Annotated in this window: 16 protein-coding genes; 4 read left to right on the forward strand and 12 right to left on the reverse strand. The window is 36.4% G+C overall.

What is annotated here, in order from left to right; all coding sequences use genetic code 11:
* Positions 1–207: 207 nt before the first annotated feature.
* Positions 208–783, forward strand: coding sequence for a TIGR00730 family Rossman fold protein (locus J3U35_RS08255; RefSeq protein ID WP_267360717.1), 576 nt, complete (start codon positions 208–210; stop codon positions 781–783).
* Between the two features lie 50 nt (positions 784–833).
* Here the strand turns inward: J3U35_RS08255 and fruA are convergent, their stop codons facing one another.
* The 11 genes from fruA to glnA all read right to left on the reverse strand — a co-directional run bounded on the left by fruA (position 834) and on the right by glnA (position 14,065).
* The gene (gene fruA / locus J3U35_RS08260; protein WP_267360719.1) at positions 834–2,531 is read right to left on the reverse strand and encodes a PTS fructose transporter subunit IIBC; all 1,698 of its coding nucleotides are present in this window, start codon (positions 2,529–2,531) and stop codon (positions 834–836) included.
* Between the two features lie 8 nt (positions 2,532–2,539).
* Positions 2,540–3,475, reverse strand: coding sequence for a 1-phosphofructokinase (gene fruK / locus J3U35_RS08265; protein ID WP_267360721.1), 936 nt, complete (start codon positions 3,473–3,475; stop codon positions 2,540–2,542).
* Entirely contained in the window at positions 3,475–4,677 is a 1,203-nt protein-coding gene (gene fruB, locus J3U35_RS08270; RefSeq protein ID WP_267360723.1) for a fused PTS fructose transporter subunit IIA/HPr protein, read from the reverse strand. The genes fruK and fruB overlap by 1 nt, the downstream gene beginning before the upstream one ends.
* A gap of 389 nt (positions 4,678–5,066) precedes the next feature.
* Positions 5,067–6,095 (reverse strand): catabolite repressor/activator, encoded by a 1,029-nt coding sequence (gene cra / locus J3U35_RS08275; RefSeq protein ID WP_267360724.1) that lies wholly within the window; start codon positions 6,093–6,095, stop codon positions 5,067–5,069.
* 128 nt (positions 6,096–6,223) lie between these two features.
* Positions 6,224–6,979 (reverse strand): ABC transporter ATP-binding protein, encoded by a 756-nt coding sequence (locus J3U35_RS08280; protein WP_267360726.1) that lies wholly within the window; start codon positions 6,977–6,979, stop codon positions 6,224–6,226.
* On the reverse strand, positions 6,976–7,947 hold the full coding sequence (locus tag J3U35_RS08285) for an iron chelate uptake ABC transporter family permease subunit (protein ID WP_324123838.1): 972 nt from the start codon (positions 7,945–7,947) through the stop codon (positions 6,976–6,978). Before J3U35_RS08285 ends, J3U35_RS08280 begins: the two co-directional genes overlap by 4 nt.
* Positions 7,937–8,896: an ABC transporter permease gene (locus J3U35_RS08290; RefSeq protein WP_267360728.1), complete on the reverse strand. Its 960-nt coding sequence runs from the start codon at positions 8,894–8,896 to the stop codon at positions 7,937–7,939. The genes J3U35_RS08285 and J3U35_RS08290 overlap by 11 nt, the downstream gene beginning before the upstream one ends.
* Before the next feature lie 6 nt (positions 8,897–8,902).
* The gene (locus tag J3U35_RS08295; protein WP_267360730.1) at positions 8,903–9,877 is read right to left on the reverse strand and encodes a siderophore ABC transporter substrate-binding protein; all 975 of its coding nucleotides are present in this window, start codon (positions 9,875–9,877) and stop codon (positions 8,903–8,905) included.
* 179 nt (positions 9,878–10,056) lie between these two features.
* Positions 10,057–11,523, reverse strand: a complete 1,467-nt coding sequence (gene glnG / locus J3U35_RS08300; RefSeq protein WP_267360732.1) for a nitrogen regulation protein NR(I) — start codon at positions 11,521–11,523, stop codon at positions 10,057–10,059.
* An 11-nt stretch (positions 11,524–11,534) separates the two neighbouring features.
* Positions 11,535–12,584, reverse strand: coding sequence for a nitrogen regulation protein NR(II) (gene glnL, locus J3U35_RS08305; protein ID WP_065559691.1), 1,050 nt, complete (start codon positions 12,582–12,584; stop codon positions 11,535–11,537).
* Positions 12,585–12,655: 71 nt separating this feature from the next.
* Complete coding sequence (glnA, locus tag J3U35_RS08310; RefSeq protein WP_267360734.1) at positions 12,656–14,065, reverse strand: glutamate--ammonia ligase; 1,410 nt, start codon at positions 14,063–14,065, stop codon at positions 12,656–12,658.
* A gap of 393 nt (positions 14,066–14,458) precedes the next feature.
* On the opposite strand from glnA, the gene J3U35_RS08315 reads away from it, so the two are divergent.
* The 3 genes from J3U35_RS08315 to gpsA are packed head-to-tail and all read left to right on the forward strand — an operon-like array spanning position 14,459 to position 16,463.
* Positions 14,459–14,899, forward strand: a complete 441-nt coding sequence (locus J3U35_RS08315) for a rhodanese-like domain-containing protein (RefSeq protein WP_065559726.1) — start codon at positions 14,459–14,461, stop codon at positions 14,897–14,899.
* Positions 14,900–14,924: 25 nt separating this feature from the next.
* Positions 14,925–15,407, forward strand: a complete 483-nt coding sequence (secB, locus tag J3U35_RS08320) for a protein-export chaperone SecB (protein ID WP_220215860.1) — start codon at positions 14,925–14,927, stop codon at positions 15,405–15,407.
* A gap of 39 nt (positions 15,408–15,446) precedes the next feature.
* Positions 15,447–16,463, forward strand: a complete 1,017-nt coding sequence (gpsA, locus tag J3U35_RS08325; RefSeq protein ID WP_416380692.1) for an NAD(P)H-dependent glycerol-3-phosphate dehydrogenase — start codon at positions 15,447–15,449, stop codon at positions 16,461–16,463.
* An 86-nt stretch (positions 16,464–16,549) separates the two neighbouring features.
* Here gpsA and J3U35_RS08330 read toward each other — a convergent pair whose 3' ends face one another.
* A complete protein-coding gene (locus J3U35_RS08330) occupies positions 16,550–17,524 on the reverse strand; it encodes a hypothetical protein (RefSeq protein WP_267360739.1) in 975 nt (324 codons plus the stop codon).
* Between the last annotated feature and the right edge of the window lie 149 nt (positions 17,525–17,673).

Below are 17,673 nucleotides of genomic sequence, written 5' to 3' on the forward strand. Positions count from 1 at the left end.
CTTGAACCAGTGACATACGGATTAACAGTCCGCCGTTCTACCGACTGAACTATGGAGGAACACTCGACGGTCAGAATATTAACGATCTATAATGATTATGTCAATCGTTAAAACACGAAATAAAACTAACTGCTCAGTGAGTAAACAAATAATACATCGCCTATGCTAAAATAAAGGGCTACAGTAAGAATAGCTAGAGTATGATTTATGAAAAAAAATATTTGTGTATTTTGTGGTGCCAGTGAAGGCAATCGTTTGGAATATCGAACAGCTGCCGAACAACTCGGTAAAATTATAGCAAAACAAAATCGGCGATTAATTTATGGCGGAGGTAATAAAGGGTTGATGGGAATGATTGCTAATGCTGTTTTAGCTCATGGCGGTGAAGTCATTGGCATCATCCCTGAACGTTTAGTTAAAGCCGAAACGGCTCACCATGGCATTACCCGATTGGAAGTTGTCGACAATATGCATCAACGTAAAGCAAGGCTTGCAGAACTAGCTGACGGTTTTATCGCTATGCCAGGCGGTACCGGCACATTAGAAGAGGTTTTTGAGGTTTGGACTGGTATGCAAATTGGTTATCATGAAAAACCGGTGGCATTATTTGATATTGCAAACTTTTGGCAACCGATGTTGAGTTTTTTAAACCATGCTGTGCAAGAAGGGTTTATTCGGGAAAATTTTTATAATACATTAATTGTTAGTGATAACGCCGAATTAGTGCTGAAACAAATGGACGATTTCGTTCCGAAAGATTTACAACGCTGGGTAAAGAAATAAGTGAATATAAGAAAAACGCCATCATTAGATGGCGTTTTAATTTATGCTTATTAAGCTGTCGTCGCTACAGCTTCTTTTTCTGGTGCTTTAATAGCTGCATAAGCAAGCCCTGCAATAACCGATCCAACAACAATGGATAACAGATAACCACCCACAGGTTTAACAACACCTGGAATTGCTAGAGCAAATAATCCACCGTGTGGTGTCATTAATGTTGAACCAAATGCTAATGCCATACCACCAGTGATTGCGCCACCTAGAATACAACAAGGGATAACACGTAACGGATCACGCGCAGCGAAAGGAATTGCCCCTTCAGAGATAAAGCATAAGCCTAATACTAATGACGCCTTACCACTTTCTTGCTCAGCTTTAGCAAACTTTTTGCGAGCGATTAGCGTTGCAATACCCATTGCCAATGGAGGTACCATACCACCAGCCATCACAGCAGCCATTGGTGCATAAACATGCGCAGAAATTAATCCCGTACCAAAAGCATAAGCAACTTTATTAATTGGTCCGCCCATATCTGTACACATCATACCGCCTAACACTGCACCTAAAATAACAGCATTAGCCGTGCCCATTGAATTTAACCAGTCTGTTACCTCACCCATTAACCAAGCAATAGGTGTACCAACAATAAACTGCATGACAAGCCCTGTCGCTAATGTTGCCAATAGTGGCACAATTAAAATGGGTTTTAAGGCTTCCATACTTTTTGGTAGGGGAAGGTATTTAGCGATTAATAATGCAAAATATCCAGCAAAGTAACCAATGATAATACCACCTAAAAATCCTGCACCTGTTGAGACCGCAAGCAATCCTCCGACCAGACCAGGCGCAAGTCCAGGTCTATCCGCAATTGAATAAGCGATATAGCCAGCCAGTAATGGCACCATAAGCGAAAATGCCAAGCCTCCAATTTGCGCTAAATGTGGTTCGCCAACTAATTTTTGTACACCGTCAATGTTTTCAAATGAACCCAAAGCAAAAGAAAGTGCGATGATCAATCCACCGGCAACAACCATTGGTAACATATAAGAAACACCAGTTAGAAGATGTTTATAAAAACTTTTCTTCTCATTGCTTGATTTAGCCGATGCTGAAGTTGATGAAGGTTGATAAACCGTTGCCTCTTCGAATGCTTTATCAAACTCTTGCGCAGTCTTTTTGAGCGCTGGGCCAGTTTTTGTTCGATATAATTTTTTACCCGCAAATTTACTTAAATCTACATCGATATCACAAGCTGCAATAACAATGTCTGCTGAGGCGACTTCTTCTGGTGTGAGTTCGTTACCAACCCCAACTGACCCTCGCGTTTCAACTTTACACCACCAACCACGTTTTTTGGCTTCTTCTTCAATCGCTTCGGCAGCCATAAAAGTATGTGCCACTCCAGTTGGACACGCTGTTACTGCAACAATACGTTTTACAGCCGTATTAGTGGTAGGAGCTGAAACACGTTGAGCTGATTGTTCAAAAACAACCGCTTTACTTTGTGCTTCTGTTAGAATTTGTTTTGGGTTGGCAAATAACGCATTAATATCTTCTACCACATAAACTTTTTTACCGATAACGGATTTATCACTAATTTCACCAGTCCCGATAGCAATAATCACATCAGTAGAATCTGAATTATCGGTTACGTTAAAATTCAACGAATTGGCAGCCAATGCGAGTTCCGCTCTGGCTAAACGTCCATTTACAGGACCTGTATTACTACCTTCAACAATATAAATATTCATGCTAACTCCTAACCAGCATTTATTTCAATTTTGCCTAGCATATCAGTTACAGCTTGGCGATCCGAAATCCCCACACCCGCTTGTCCAACAGACAAAGCAGCAACACTTGATGCAAATACCAGGGTATCTTTAATCGATTGATTTGTTATTAATCCATACATGATTCCAGCAACCATTGAGTCACCGGCACCGACCGTACTCACTACTTGACATTTTGGTGGTTTAGCCAACCATGCTTCATGTTGAGTCACCCACAAAGCGCCTTTACTTCCTAGTGAAATCACAACATTTTCAACGCCACCTTTTACTAATTCCATCGCAGCTGTTTTAATTTCATCTAGTGTCGTTAATTTACGTCCGACCCACATTTCAAGTTCTTTATCATTTGGTTTGATTAACCATGGCTTAGCTTTCAATCCAGCGACTAACGCATCTCGGCTACTGTCAAACACCACTTTTGGACAGATCTGTTTAACTTGTTCCATCCATTGTGTAAATTTATCGAGTGATACGCCGGCAGGTAAACTGCCACTTATTGCGACCATATCAATATCTTTTAACCATTCAAGAGAACTTGTCACAAAACGTTGCCAATCATGCTCAGTAATTGTAAAGCCTGAAAAGTTTAGATCCGTCACTTCGCTATTTTCTTCAGTCAATTTGACATTAATGCGTGTACGGCCTTCTACAGTTTGGAATTTGTCGACTACATTTAATGAATTAAATAATAGATTAAAACCATCTCGGTTTTCTTGACCTAAAAAACCACCAACAGTTAATTTTATATCTAGATCAGACAATACTTTAGCAACATTAATCCCTTTGCCAGCGGCAAGTAAAGCATTTGTTTGAACTAAATTTACATCACCCAACTCGACTTTTGGACAAAATCCTAATAAATCATAAGCAGGATTTAAGGTGATTGTTGCAACACGATAATTCATTATTCTGTTCCCTCACCAAGTCCGCTTTCAATTGCTTTACCGATAGCATCAAGTGCTTGCTCAGCATCATCACCGACCGCAGTAAATTGCAAACGGCTGCCTTTTTTGGCTCCAAGTGCAACGATTTTCATTAAGCTGGTAGCACTTACTGGCTCCCCTTTTCCATCAAGATTCGCAACAGTTACTTTGCTATTAAACTCTTTAACCAATTTAACTAATACTGAAGATGGACGAGTATGTAAACCATTTTCGTTAGGCACGATAAATTCACGAGTTAAAGCTTGGCTTGAATCCGATGCTGATGACGTTGCTGAGTTAGCTTGTTCAGTTTGAGAATTATCGTTAGTTGAAGGCAAGTCATCTGTCATCAGTAAATTGATTAATTTATCCGTGCTTGCCGATAACATTAAATCTAACTTTTCATAAAATGCTAAACGCGCAATACGATCAATAACCTCAGACATTGCATTATCAACAACCGACATCGTGATAAGTAATTTTACTGGTTTATTATCTTCATTTACGTTGCTTATTGTACGACTAATCACAATCGCATTTTTTAAATTGCCTTCTTTGCTATCGTTCAACCAAACACCACTACCCAAATAGCTGGGTTTATTGTCCAGCACATGAGTAATAAAAGTCGTATTTACAGCATTTTGTTGTTTTAAGCGTGATGCATTTAACGCTTGTAAAGTGGCTAAACTATCAGCATTGATATCCAATAAAAGTGATGATTCATTCATTGAAAATTGGCTGTCTTCTTGTTCTGTTTTTCCGGTTAAAATAGCAAGTGCTTCATCTGCTGTTTTAATATTTTTGATTCGTTCCTCAACACCGTCAGCACCTAAAACATGCGTCAATTGACGAAGTAACTCTAAATGCTCGTCAGAACTAGCGGCGATACCAATAGCGACATAAGCTTTTTCACCATCATCACCCCATTCAACACCCTCAGGAAAACAAAAAACTTGAACACCCGTCTTTTTAACTAAATGACGAGTGGTGGTAGTGCCATGTGGAATAGCAAGGCCAATACCCAGATAAGTGGCAGCTTGCGCTTCACGTTCAAGCATTCCATTTACATATCCTTCTTCGACAAAACCGGCACTAGTTAATGCTGCCGCTACTTTTTTTATCGCTTCTGTTTTATTAGTAGCGTGTTCATTTAAATGTATATCTTCTTTAACTAAATGAAACATAGAATAAATACCTCTGGGTTAAAAATATTGGGTCGACTAAAATGACTCATCTATAAATCCATTTAATGATTTTTATTGAATCGTTTCAGCAATAATGAATAAATTAAAATTATTTATCCAATAAATTATAACTATCAATAACAAATATGTGATCGAGATCTAATTTTTTGATCTTAATTTATTTATTATAAATGCAAAATAGATTTTAGACATTTTTTGTTATTTAGTTACATCATTTTGCTACCTTTAGTGTAAGGTATTTTTCATTAATTTCTAAGTCATGTATTTCAGCCTTCATAAAACGTTAAACATGTCCAAGCAATAATATTATAGCGTTTTTAGTAATACATCATGCAACAACCTAGCCAGTGACAAGCTTCCTAGTTTTTTTATTTTTCGTATTTACTCATACGTTGACGGCTCAAACTGCCACGGTAAATTAATTGTCTTGGGATCATAGTAGTACCTGATTGATAACTTTGCTGATTCAAACAATTTTGGAGTAATGTGATAGTCAACTCCACTATTTCTTTATGATCCTGAGAAAGTGAAATCACTTTACAGGGCAAAAAATCGAGTAATTCATTATCACCAAACGTTGCAATAGTTAATGATTCAGGTAAATGACCAAATTTTCTTAAAATGGCATCAATTGTACCTTGAAGAAGTGAAAATGAAGTTGCAAAAATACCATTTGGTAATTCATGATTGTTTAACCAATGACTAAAAGCCGTATCAGCATCTTGTCGGCTATAATTATTAGCATATAAAAAATCAACATCGTTACAATTTTTTAATGTTACCGCGTTAAACCCTTCAAGACGATGCTGACTTACCGATAAATTAGGTAGAGCACCAATATAAATGACTTTGCCTTGAACAAAATGGTTAAATGTTTGGGCAAGTGCTTTCGCATCTTGTTTATCTGCACCAACAATATTTCTAAATTTTTTACTCGATAATGTTCTGTCTAATGCAAATAGAGGAATCTTAAAATTTTCCCAATCATCATAAAACGCATAGTCTGAATCCGTAACAAAAGACGATGACAGAATTAAAGCGTCCACCCTTCTTTGTTTTAAATGTGCAATGCATTCTTTTTCAATTTCTGGATTATCGTCAGAACAGGATAAAAGTAGTTGGTATCCTTCTTTTCTGACGAGTTGCTCTAAATAACTGGCAATGCGGGTATAACTACTGTTTTCTAAATCAGGGATAATAATACCAATAGTTCTTGTTTTACCTGCTCGAAGTCCTGCAGCAACAACATTAGGCTGATATTTGTGCTTTTTAACAATTGCCATCACTTTAGCAATAGTTTGATCACTTACTCGATATTTTTTCGCTTTTCCGTTTATTACGTAGCTTGCAGTCGTTCTTGACACACCAGCTAAAAGTGCAATTTCCTCTAACTTCATCACTGTTATCTCGGCAAATGGCGTGTCTTTTTTTTAGCATGGAAAGAAGGAATTAGCAAATATTAATTTACTTTAACTTGTTTATTATTTGCAATATTTTACGCTTAAATAACATACGACAATCTACATTAATAATATACAGCGATATGTTGTCCTTGGATAGTTTCAATGCTAACCGGCGTATCAAAAATATCTTCTAAAATAGCTGAATTCATAATCTGTGTTGGAGTTCCTTGATAGACCAGTTCCCCATTTTTCATCGCTAAAATATAGTCCGAATAGACTGATGCAAAATTGATATCGTGAATAACAATGACAATGGTTTTACCAAGTTCATTCGCAGCACGTCGTAACTGTTTCATCATCGAAACTGCATGCTTCATATCCAAATTATTTAACGGTTCATCAAGTAACACATATTCAGTATTTTGACAAAGCACCATCGCGACATATGCTCGTTGTCGCTGTCCGCCAGATAACTCATCTAAAAAACGATCTTTAAACTCAGTTAAATTTAAAAAATCCAATGCTCGATGAATATGCTGATAATCATCAGGATTTAAACGCCCTTTTGTATGAGGATAACGCCCGAATCCGACCAGTTCAAATACGGTAAGCCTACTGGTAAAGCGATTTTCTTGTCTTAATACCGAAAGATGAGTAGCTAATTTATCACTCGGCGTTTCAAACACATCCATGTCTTGAATTTTAACGTTTCCTTCATCAGCGTTCAAAAGTCGACTTATAATCGAAAGTAAAGTTGATTTTCCAGCGCCATTAGGCCCAATGATTGCTGTTACTCCCCCTTGTGGAATGGTGGCGGTAACATTTTTTAAAACCGAAAGGGTTTGATATTTTTTATTAATATTATCAATTTGTATCACATCGGTACCTTTTTCAATAATAAGAAGATAAACAGACTACCACCAATAAACTCTATGACGACCGTAATGGCGCCAACCATATTCAAAACATGCTCTAAAAACATTTGTCCACCCACCAGAAAAATCACGCCAAGTAAAAAGGCCGTGGGAAGTAAAAATCGATGTTGGCTTGAGCGACTTATGCTATAAGCTAAATTTGCTATCAGTAGACCAAAGAAGGTAAACGGCCCCACCAATGCGGTTGAAATTGCAACTAATATCGAGACTAAAAGTAAAATAATTGTCACGCTTTGATGATAATTAACGCCCAGATTAATAGCGTTATCACGTCCTAAAGCCAAAACATCAAATTGAAAACGCATTCTCCATAAAAATAGTCCGATACATATTGCAATAATGAATGAAAAAATAATTAAAATGGGATCAGCCCGAGTAAACGTAGCAAAAATTCGACTTTGCAAAACAGCAAATTCAGTTGGTGTCATTAACCGTTGTAATAAGTTTGCAAAACTGCGGAAAAGTGTGCCAAGAATAATCCCAATTAATAATACTAAATGAAGATTTTGCTTAAATTTTGTGAATAAACCTTTATATAACAATAGAGAAAATAAGATCAGTAAAAGCGATTCAACAATAAATTTGCCCATAATACCGATGTAAGGAATACCTTGCACATCGATAAAGAAAATGACAATTGTTTGAATTAAGACAAATAAAGATTCAAACCCCATTATCGACGGCGTTAATATGCGATTATGGGTCACGGTTTGAAAAAGGAGTGTGGATGTTGCAGCCGAAAAAGCAACTAATATCATCGTCAATACTATCCACATACGATGAGTCAAAATATACCTAATATTCCCTTTTAGATTAAAGGTCATAAAAAAGAGGATACAAATAAGCGCTATACTCAATAATAGCCAAACTCTTTTTTGACTGGAAAGATAGTGTTTTGAACTAACTAGCATGTTTTTTTCGACTTAATAATATTAAAAAGATTACGGCACCGACAATACCAAGAATAACACTGACAGGGATTTCAAATGGATAGCGAATTAAACGTCCAATAATATCGCAAATTAATACCAATCCCCCACCAAATAAACAGACCCAAGGAATGGTTTTACGCACATTATCACCGAATAACAAGCTGACAATGTTGGGAACGATTAATCCTAAAAACGGTAATACACCAACCACCACAACAACAATACCGCCTATCAATGCTATGACAATTAGTCCAATTATCATGACTCGACGATAATTAAGTCCCACATTAACCGAAAAATCTCGACCTAACCCCATGACTGTAAACTGATCTGCACTCCAGCATGCTACCAATGTCAAACCACAAACTAGCCACAATAGTTCATAACGACCTTGTAAAATCCCAGAAAAATCACCTGATTGCCATCCATAAAGCGATTGCAATAGATCATAATACATGGCAAAAAATGTGGTTACAGCACTGATTATCGCGCCTAGCATAATCCCAATAAGTGGAACCATTAGTGCTGATTTGAGAACAATTTTATGGGATATTATCATAAAAAGAATCGTACCCATCATCGCAAATAAACTTGCAACCACCATTTTGATCATGACACTTTGTTCGGGCGCGAATACCATCATGATGAGTAAACCAAGACTGGCTGATTGGGTGGTGCCAACAAGGGTAGGCTCCACAAAGCGGTTTTGTGTTAATAACTGCATCACTAAGCCAGCAACGCTCATTGCACTACCGGCTAACAATAACGCTAACGTTCTTGGCAAACGACTGACAAAAAAGATCTGCTGCATATTTGTATTGGTGAAAAGTTCATGTAAATTGACATGCCCTGCACCAATAAACAAACTTATTGCAGTCAAAATTAATAAAATAATGATGCCTGCAATAAAATATAACGACAACTTCATGTTTTTTTATTGATTAGTCGATGATTCTTGTAGTGCTTCTGCTATTTGATCCATTAAACGACTATACGTTTGAATCCCGCCTGCGATATACATCGATGTTGAATCAAGATAAACAATATGATTGTGCTGCCATGCTGCCGTTTTTTGAATTAATTCATTATTTAATACTTGTTGTGCTGATTGGGCTTCTTTATTACCAATGGCATTATCTCTATCTAACACAAATATCCATTCGGGATTAGTACTTAAAATGAATTCAGAAGTAACACTATTCCCATGACGACCGGCTTCTTGGAAAGTGGTTGCTGGCTGGAAACCTAACACATCAAAAACAAATCCAAAACGTGATTTAGGGCCATATGCAGACATTTTCCCACCGTTAATCATAATCACTAATGCTGAACCGGCTGTACTGGTTTTAGGTTTAAGTTGATCTATTTTTTGATTAAAGTCTTCAATCAATTTAGATGCTTCTTTCTCTTTTTCAAAAATCCAACCTAATTGACGAGTTCGCTCAGTTAAACTCGCTAAGAAGTTATTGGAATCAATATCTAAGGAGATTGTTTCTGCTAATTTTTCCAACTTTGGATAGGCATCTGTTGCTCGTCCACCTGCTATAATTAAGTCAGGATTGATAGAGCTAAGTACTTCGTAATTTGGCTCAAACAAAGTCCCAATGTTAGTATAGGACTTATCACTATATTTAGATAAGAAATCAGGTAAATGGACATTTGATTGTGGTACAGCTGAGACTGGAATATTCAATGCATCAATAATATCAAGAGTTGCAATGTTAAAAACAGCTACTTTTTTGGGAACATACCCAAAAAGTGCTTCGCCTTGAGCGTGTTTAATTACCAGAGCATCTTTCTTAATATCAGAATAATCTGGTTTTTGGTTATTCTTATTATTATCACACCCAACAACTAACAGCAATACAGCAAACAGCACTGTAATTTTAACTTTGATAAATGAATACATATGAACTCCTAATTATTGTTCAGATAAAAATAACACAAATATAAATAATTCTCATTTGCATTAAATTGTATCTAAAAACAACTCAGTGTTCAATAAACTTTAAAGAATATCTAAAGTCAGTGTTAAATGATTAGAAAACGTTTCTTTACATAGCGTTATGTCAAAATTTTATAGATTAATTAGCCAATATCACTGTCATTTTTATTTGAAAACTCTTTTAACTTTCTGGTTAAAGTATTACGCCCCCACCCTAATAAATTCGCTGCTTCTTGTTTATGTCCTCGGGTAAAATTAAGTGCGCAATTTAATAAAATACGCTCTACTTCTGTCACTGCCTCAGTTAAAATGCCCGATTTTCCTGCGACAAGCGATTGTTTAGCCCATTGTTCCAGTAAAAATTGCCAATCCATTGCAACTTGAGAGTCGTTTAATGTCAAACTTATATCATTACGACCAACCGAAATTTTAGGCATCGGAAATTGTAATAGCTCTGGTGGTAGATCTTGCACTAAAATTTCTTTACTAGAAGACATGACTGTCACCCAACGACAGGTATTTTCAAGCTGTCTTACATTGCCCGGCCAATTAAATTTACATAGAACACTCATCGCTTCGGGACTAAAAACTTTACTTTCAACGCCTAACTCTTTAGCCGTGGTATATAAAAAATGCTCTGCAAGTTTCGGAATATCTTGAGCACGATCACGTAATGGAGGCAATAAAATACGGATTACATTTAAGCGATGAAACAAATCATCCCGAAATTTGCCTTCACGCACTCTTGCTTCTAAATCTTGATGCGTTGCGGCAATAATTCTGACATCAACTTTTACGGGGGAATAACCACCAATACGATAAAATTGTCCATCAGCAAGGACTCGAAGTAACCGTGTTTGAACATCAAGAGGCATATCACCGATTTCATCTAAAAATAAGGTTCCACCATTAGCCTGTTCAAATCGTCCATGCCTGATTTGTGCAGCCCCAGTAAACGCTCCTTTTTCGTGTCCAAAAAGTTCAGATTCAATCAGATCTTTGGGAATCGCTGCCATATTAAGTGCGATAAAAGGTGAATGAGATCGAGGGCTATGAGTATGCAACGCTTTTGCGACTAACTCTTTACCTGTACCTGATTCACCATTAATCAGCACACTAATAGAAGATTTTGATAAGCGTCCAATAATCCGAAATACCTCTTGCATTGAAGGTGCTTCACCTATTATGCCTGTTGATGCTTTTGCCGTAACATGAGTACGTTGATAATTTGGTACTTGTAAATGTTGAGACTGTGCAATAGCACGTTCAACAAGTTGGATCATTTCATCCACATCAAAGGGTTTGGGAATATAATCAAAAGCGCCTTTTTGGTAAGCATTGACAGCAGCATCTAGATCAGAATGCGCTGTCATAATAATGACAGGCAAATGGGGGAATTGTGCTTTGATATAATTAAGTAATGATAGACCATCGATGCCAGGCATTTTAATATCAGAAATTAGTACAGCTGGTTTGGGTAGTTGATTAGTCAAAGCTTCGATCACATCTTGACCGTTTGCAAAACTAATACAATTAAAATGCGCATTGGTAAGTGCTTTTTCTAATACCCAACGAATTGAACTATCATCATCAACAACCCAAACATTCATTTTAAATTACCTCATTGTTTGATTGGCAAATAGACTGAAAATTCAGTGTGTCCAGGCCAACTATTAAATTCAATTTTACCATGATGTTGATCAACAATATTATGTGCAATAGAAAGACCGATTCCTGTCCCACCTTCATAACCGCTTACCATAGGATAAAAAAGTGTATCTTGAATATGAACAGGTACCCCCGGTCCATTATCTTCAATATCAATACGTGCACATAGTCGATAACGTTGTCCATGCAATGTAACTTGAAAGGCAGTTCTCGTTCTGATTGTTATCGTACCTGTTTTCGTACCGATAGCCTGTAAAGCATTTCGCACAATATTTAAAATAACTTGTTCGATCTGCTCTGAATCATGGATAAATTCTGGCAAACTTGGATCATAATCCCGTAAAATAGTCACATTTAATGGTTTTTCGATGCATAATAACGCATAAGTTCGCTCAATCGCTTGATGAATATTTTGTACTTTTTGGTGCAAGCGTTGCTGTGGTCCTAATAACCTATCTACTAGATTTCTTAATCTATCTGCTTGTTCAATAATAATTTGCGTATAATCTTGCAACTCATTTTTTGGTAATTCTCGTGATAATAATTGTGCGGCACCTCGAAGCCCACCTAATGGGTTTTTAATTTCATGTGCTAGCCCTCGCACAAGTTCACGAGCAGCACTTTGTTGAGCTTGTTGTAACTGTTCTTGGCTTAACCGTTTATGATTATTTAAAGGCGCCATTTCAATTAAGATCTGTTCATTACTTAAGGGTTGTGCCGTTAACGATAAGATATGCAATTCATTATTCACCACCAAATTCACTTCAGTATCCGTAAAACCTTGATTTTTGGATAATGAACTTTGCATTAACTCGAAATCTAAAGAATGGTAACTCAATAAATCAGGAAGATAACTATCTAATAACTTTTTGGGACTTTGTGCTAATAGCTGTTGGGCAGCGGTATTGGCGTAAACAATATTGAGATTTTTATCAAGTAATAAAATACTTGTAATCATCGAGTTGAGAACAAGATCAGCATCAGATTCACTATCAAATGTCATCGTCGGTATTCCGTCCTCATTAAAATCCACCGCTTTAGACGGTGGATTAACTGTTTAAATTTTAGATAAATTTATAAACTATAGTAAAGTTCAAATTCAACTGGATGTGGTGTCATACGTACACGATCAACATCTTGACGTTTTAAATCAATATACGCATCAATCGTATCATTAGTGAAGACATTCCCACGCGTTAAGAAGTCACGATCAGCATCTAATGCATTAAGCGCTTCTTCAAGTGAACCTGCCACTTGTGGAATTAATTTAGATTCTTCCGGTGGTAAATCATATAAGTTTTTATCCATTGCATCGCCAGGATGAATTTTGTTGATAATACCGTCTAAACCAGCCATTAACTGAGCAGCAAAAGATAAATATGGATTACCAGCTGGATCAGGGAAACGAACTTCAATACGGCGTGCTTTCGGGCTAGTCACAACCGGAATACGAATTGAAGCAGAACGGTTACGAGCAGAATACGCAAGCATAACAGGCGCTTCATAACCCGGTACTAAACGTTTATATGAGTTTGTTGCAGGGTTAGTAAATGCATTGATAGCTTTAGCATGTTTAATAATACCGCCAATATAGAATAATGCCATCTCAGAAAGCCCAGCATATTTATCACCGGCAAATAAGTTAACTCCATCTTTAGCTAAAGATTGATGGCAGTGCATGCCTGAACCATTATCGCCAAACATCGGTTTTGGCATAAATGTCGCTGTTTTTCCATAAATATGCGCTACATTTTGCACAACATATTTATAAATTTGAACTTCATCCGCTTTTTTAGTTAATGTATTGAAACGACAAGCAATTTCATTTTGTCCTGCAGTTGCCACTTCATGGTGATGAGCTTCAACCACTAAACCAAGTTGTTCCATAATTAAACACATCTCTGAGCGGATATCTTGCGATGAATCAACCGGAGGAAGTGGGAAGTAACCGCCTTTTACGCCTGGGCGATGACCTTTGTTACCTTCTTCATATTTTGTGCCTGAATTCCAAGCGGCTTCAATATCATCAATATGAACAAAACTACCTGACATCGGTGAACCAAAACGAACATCATCAAATAAAAAGAATTCGGGTTCAGGTCCAAAAATAACGGTATCAGCAATGCCTGAAGATTTTAAAAACTCTTCAGCACGTTTTGCGATTGAACGAGGATCACGATCATAACCTTGTAATGTTGCAGGTTCGAGTACATCACAACGGAGATTTAATGTTACGTCTTCAAAAAATGGATCAATAACGGCACTTGAAGCATCAGGCATTAATACCATATCCGATTCATTAATCCCTTTCCAACCAGCAATTGATGAACCGTCAAACATTTTACCGTCTTCAAAAAAGTCAGCATCAATTTGACTAACGGGTATCGTAACGTGTTGCTCTTTACCTTTGGTATCAGTAAAACGCAAATCGACAAATTTAACATCATTTTCTTTAATTAGTGTTAATACTTTTTGTATAGACATGTATCTTCTCCGTTGAGGACAAATAATTGTTCAGTTCGTAAGGCATTCTTGCCAAGTTATTTTCTTTTATGCAAATATGATGCCAAGTTTTAAGTCACGTTTTTCTAGTGAATTTACGGGTTAAATAGTAACACAAATAGCATTGATGCACCAAAATAATGCATAAAAACACTTAGAATGCACCAATAAAAGGCGTTGCACATTTATTTTGCTAAAAAGATGTCGTTCACGCATTCAATCATCCTTGTAATAATCAAAAACTCAATAAGAATCTTCTCAATTTAACGCTCGATAATTTGGGGAACAACAAGATTTTCTTATAGGTACTGTATTTCAGTGCATAATATCGCTATAATCTCTTCTTATATTGAAAAACTAGGTAATTATAAAAGTATGGACTTTATTACACTCGAAATTATACCTTTTGTTAAAAATCATATTTTACTTTCTTTAGGTTGGATTGTACTTTTTATTGCAATCATTGTCTTAACCATCAAAAGTAAGTTATCAAAAGTTAAAATCATTAATAATGCTCAAGCAATCAATCTGATTAATAAACAAAATGCTAAAATCATTGATTTGCGATCAGCTGATAGTTTCAAAAAGGGGCATATTACCGATTCCCTGAATATACTCCCCATTGATATCAAAAATGCGAGTGCAAATTCTATTGAAAAACATAAAGAAAATTTTGTTATTTTAGTTGATGATAATGGTCTATCATCAGCCGGTATCGGTGAAGTACTTGTTAAACAAGGTTTCTTGAATGTTTTTGCATTAAAAGATGGCATTGCAGGATGGAATGGCGAAAATTTACCATTAGTTAGAAAATAAAACTATATTAAAATAAGGTTAGATCATGACAGAACAAAACAATACACAACAACCAGAAACACAATTTGCAATTCAACGTATTTATACAAAAGATGTTTCATTTGAAACCAATAATGTACCTGAAGTTTTTACCAAACAATTTCAACCAGCCATGAATGTTGAATTGAATACATCATCTCAATCCTTAAATGATGATGTTTATGAAGTCGCATTACGCATTACAGTAACAATGAAATCACAAGACGAAGTTGCCTATATTTGTGAAGTTACGCAAGCAGGTATTTTTTCACTTGTTGGATTCAATGACGCACAGTTACAACACTGTTTAGGTGCTTACTGTCCGAATATTTTATTCCCGTATGCACGAGAAACAATTTCTAACTTAGTCATTAAAGGTTCTTTCCCACCAGTTAATTTAGAACCGGTTAACTTTGACGTGTTATTTATGAACTATCTTCAACAGCAACAACAATCAGTTGAAGAAGAATCAACAGAAACATTACAATAATCATTGTGATTTAATCTAGAACGATAAATCTAACGGTTAATTATGGAAAAACATGCTGTTGTCACAGTAATCGGTGCAGGTTCTTACGGAACCTCTTTAGCTATTTTACTTGCACGTAATGGTCATCAAACATTATTGTGGGGACATAATTCACACAAAATGATGGCTTTACAGCATGACAGGCAAAATAAACAATTTTTGCCTGATATTCCTTTTCCTGAATTACTGCACATTGAAAGTGATCTGCAAACAGCTGTTTCAGCGTCACCAATCTTACTCATAGTGGTACCTAGCCATGCTTTTGGTACTATTTTAAAGCAAATAAAACCCTATTTACGCAAAGATAGTAAAATTGTTTGGGCAACCAAAGGACTTGAGGTCAATACCGGACGTTTATTGCAAGATGTCGCCAGAGAAATTTTAGGCAATCAAATCCCCCTAGCTGTCATTTCAGGCCCTACTTTTGCTAAAGAAGTTGCCTCAGGTTTGCCAACGGCGGTAACCGTTGCTTCAACGGATGATGATTTTTTAACTGAGTTACAAAATTTATTTCATTGTAGTAAAAGTTTTCGGGTCTATAGCAGTAAAGATTTTATTGGGGTGCAACTTGGTGGCGCCATTAAAAATGTGATTGCGATAGGAGCAGGATTGTCTGATGGGCTGGGTTTTGGTGCGAATGCAAGGACAGCGTTAATCACACGTGGACTGGCTGAAATGATGCGATTGGGCGAAGCGCTTGGTGCAGATCCTGCAACGTTTATGGGCATGGCTGGACTTGGTGATCTTGTATTAACCTGTACGGATAATCAATCACGAAATCGACGTTTCGGTATTTTGCTGGGACAAAATAAATCTATTCAAGAAGCACAAGATATTATCGCACAAGTTGTCGAAGGATTTAATAATACTAAAGAAGTTTGGACACTTGCAAAACAATATCATGTGGATATGCCAATCACTGAACAAATTTATAAAGTACTATACGAGCATAAAGATCCTAAACAAGCGGCAATGACCTTACTCGGACGATCACAGAAAGAAGAACTAAAAAGTTAATTTTTAATACCGTTATATCATCACTTTGTATTAACGCTATTAAATAACGTTGTAATTAAAATGAGCTATTCTTTCTAATCTTTAGCTTATATATTTGTTCCAATACCCTTTTCTTTTGCTTTTATATAAATATCATATCCAACATAAACATCGAGAACGGCTGTTCCCACCGTTTTAAATAATGTGATTTGCTCATCGTTTTGGCGACATTTTTGCGAATCAGTAACTAATTCACCCAACTCAAAAAAATCATTTTTTGATACACGTTTCTGGTTAATTGGATCAATAATATCCCCTGCTTCGGCAAAAACGCCCTCTTTAGTATCAAGTACACGAATGTCCGCTTTTTCAACAATATTACTTGGTATTTCATGCATTTCAGGGGTATATGCACCCACACCATTAATATGAGTACCAGGCTTAACGATATCACCATTAAATGTGACCACTTTAGATGTTGTCACTGAGGTGATAATATCTGCTTGACCAATGTCTTCATCAAAATTTTGCGAAAAATAGAGATTGGCTGAAAAATGTGAAAAGTGTTTTTTCATCGCTTCCGTAAATTGTTTCGCTTTTTGTTCATCGATATCGTAAATAGCTATATCAGTCAGATCCCGAACGGTTAACATGGCTTCTAATTGTGATACTGCCTGACCTCCTGTTCCAATTAATACTGCTCGTCGAGCATTTTTTCTTGCTAACAGATCGGTTGCCGCACCTTGTACCGCCCCTGTACGAAGTTGAGTTACAAAAGTACCATCTAAAATGGCACAAACTTCCCCAGTTAAAGGATCTAACATCATCACTTGCGCTGGTACGGAGGGTTTACCCAATTTAGGATTATCCGGAAATACAGACACAATTTTAATGCCAACGATATCCTTACCTTTTATATGCGCGGGCATAAATAAACTTTGCCCTTTCTGCATATCAAAATTGATACGTAAAGGCACTTCACTATCTCCTTGGGTATAGATTTTTAAAGCTTGTTTATCTGCCTCAATGGCATCTTTCATACTATAAACATGTTGAATATCATTTGCGGATAAAATTAACATTTTCACTCCAGACCTTTTTTTATGATTTATTTTACGTTTTTTATAGGCATTGTCTAACTTTTAGATAACTAACCAAAGAAAATCATTAATCATGTTCAGATTATTCATAATAAATTCAAAATAAACAACATATCTTGTGTATTTCCTCT

The sequence above is a fragment of the Gilliamella sp. B2717 genome (genome assembly GCF_026536675.1).
GTDB classification, from domain to species: Bacteria; Pseudomonadota; Gammaproteobacteria; order Enterobacterales; family Orbaceae; genus Gilliamella; species Gilliamella apicola_I.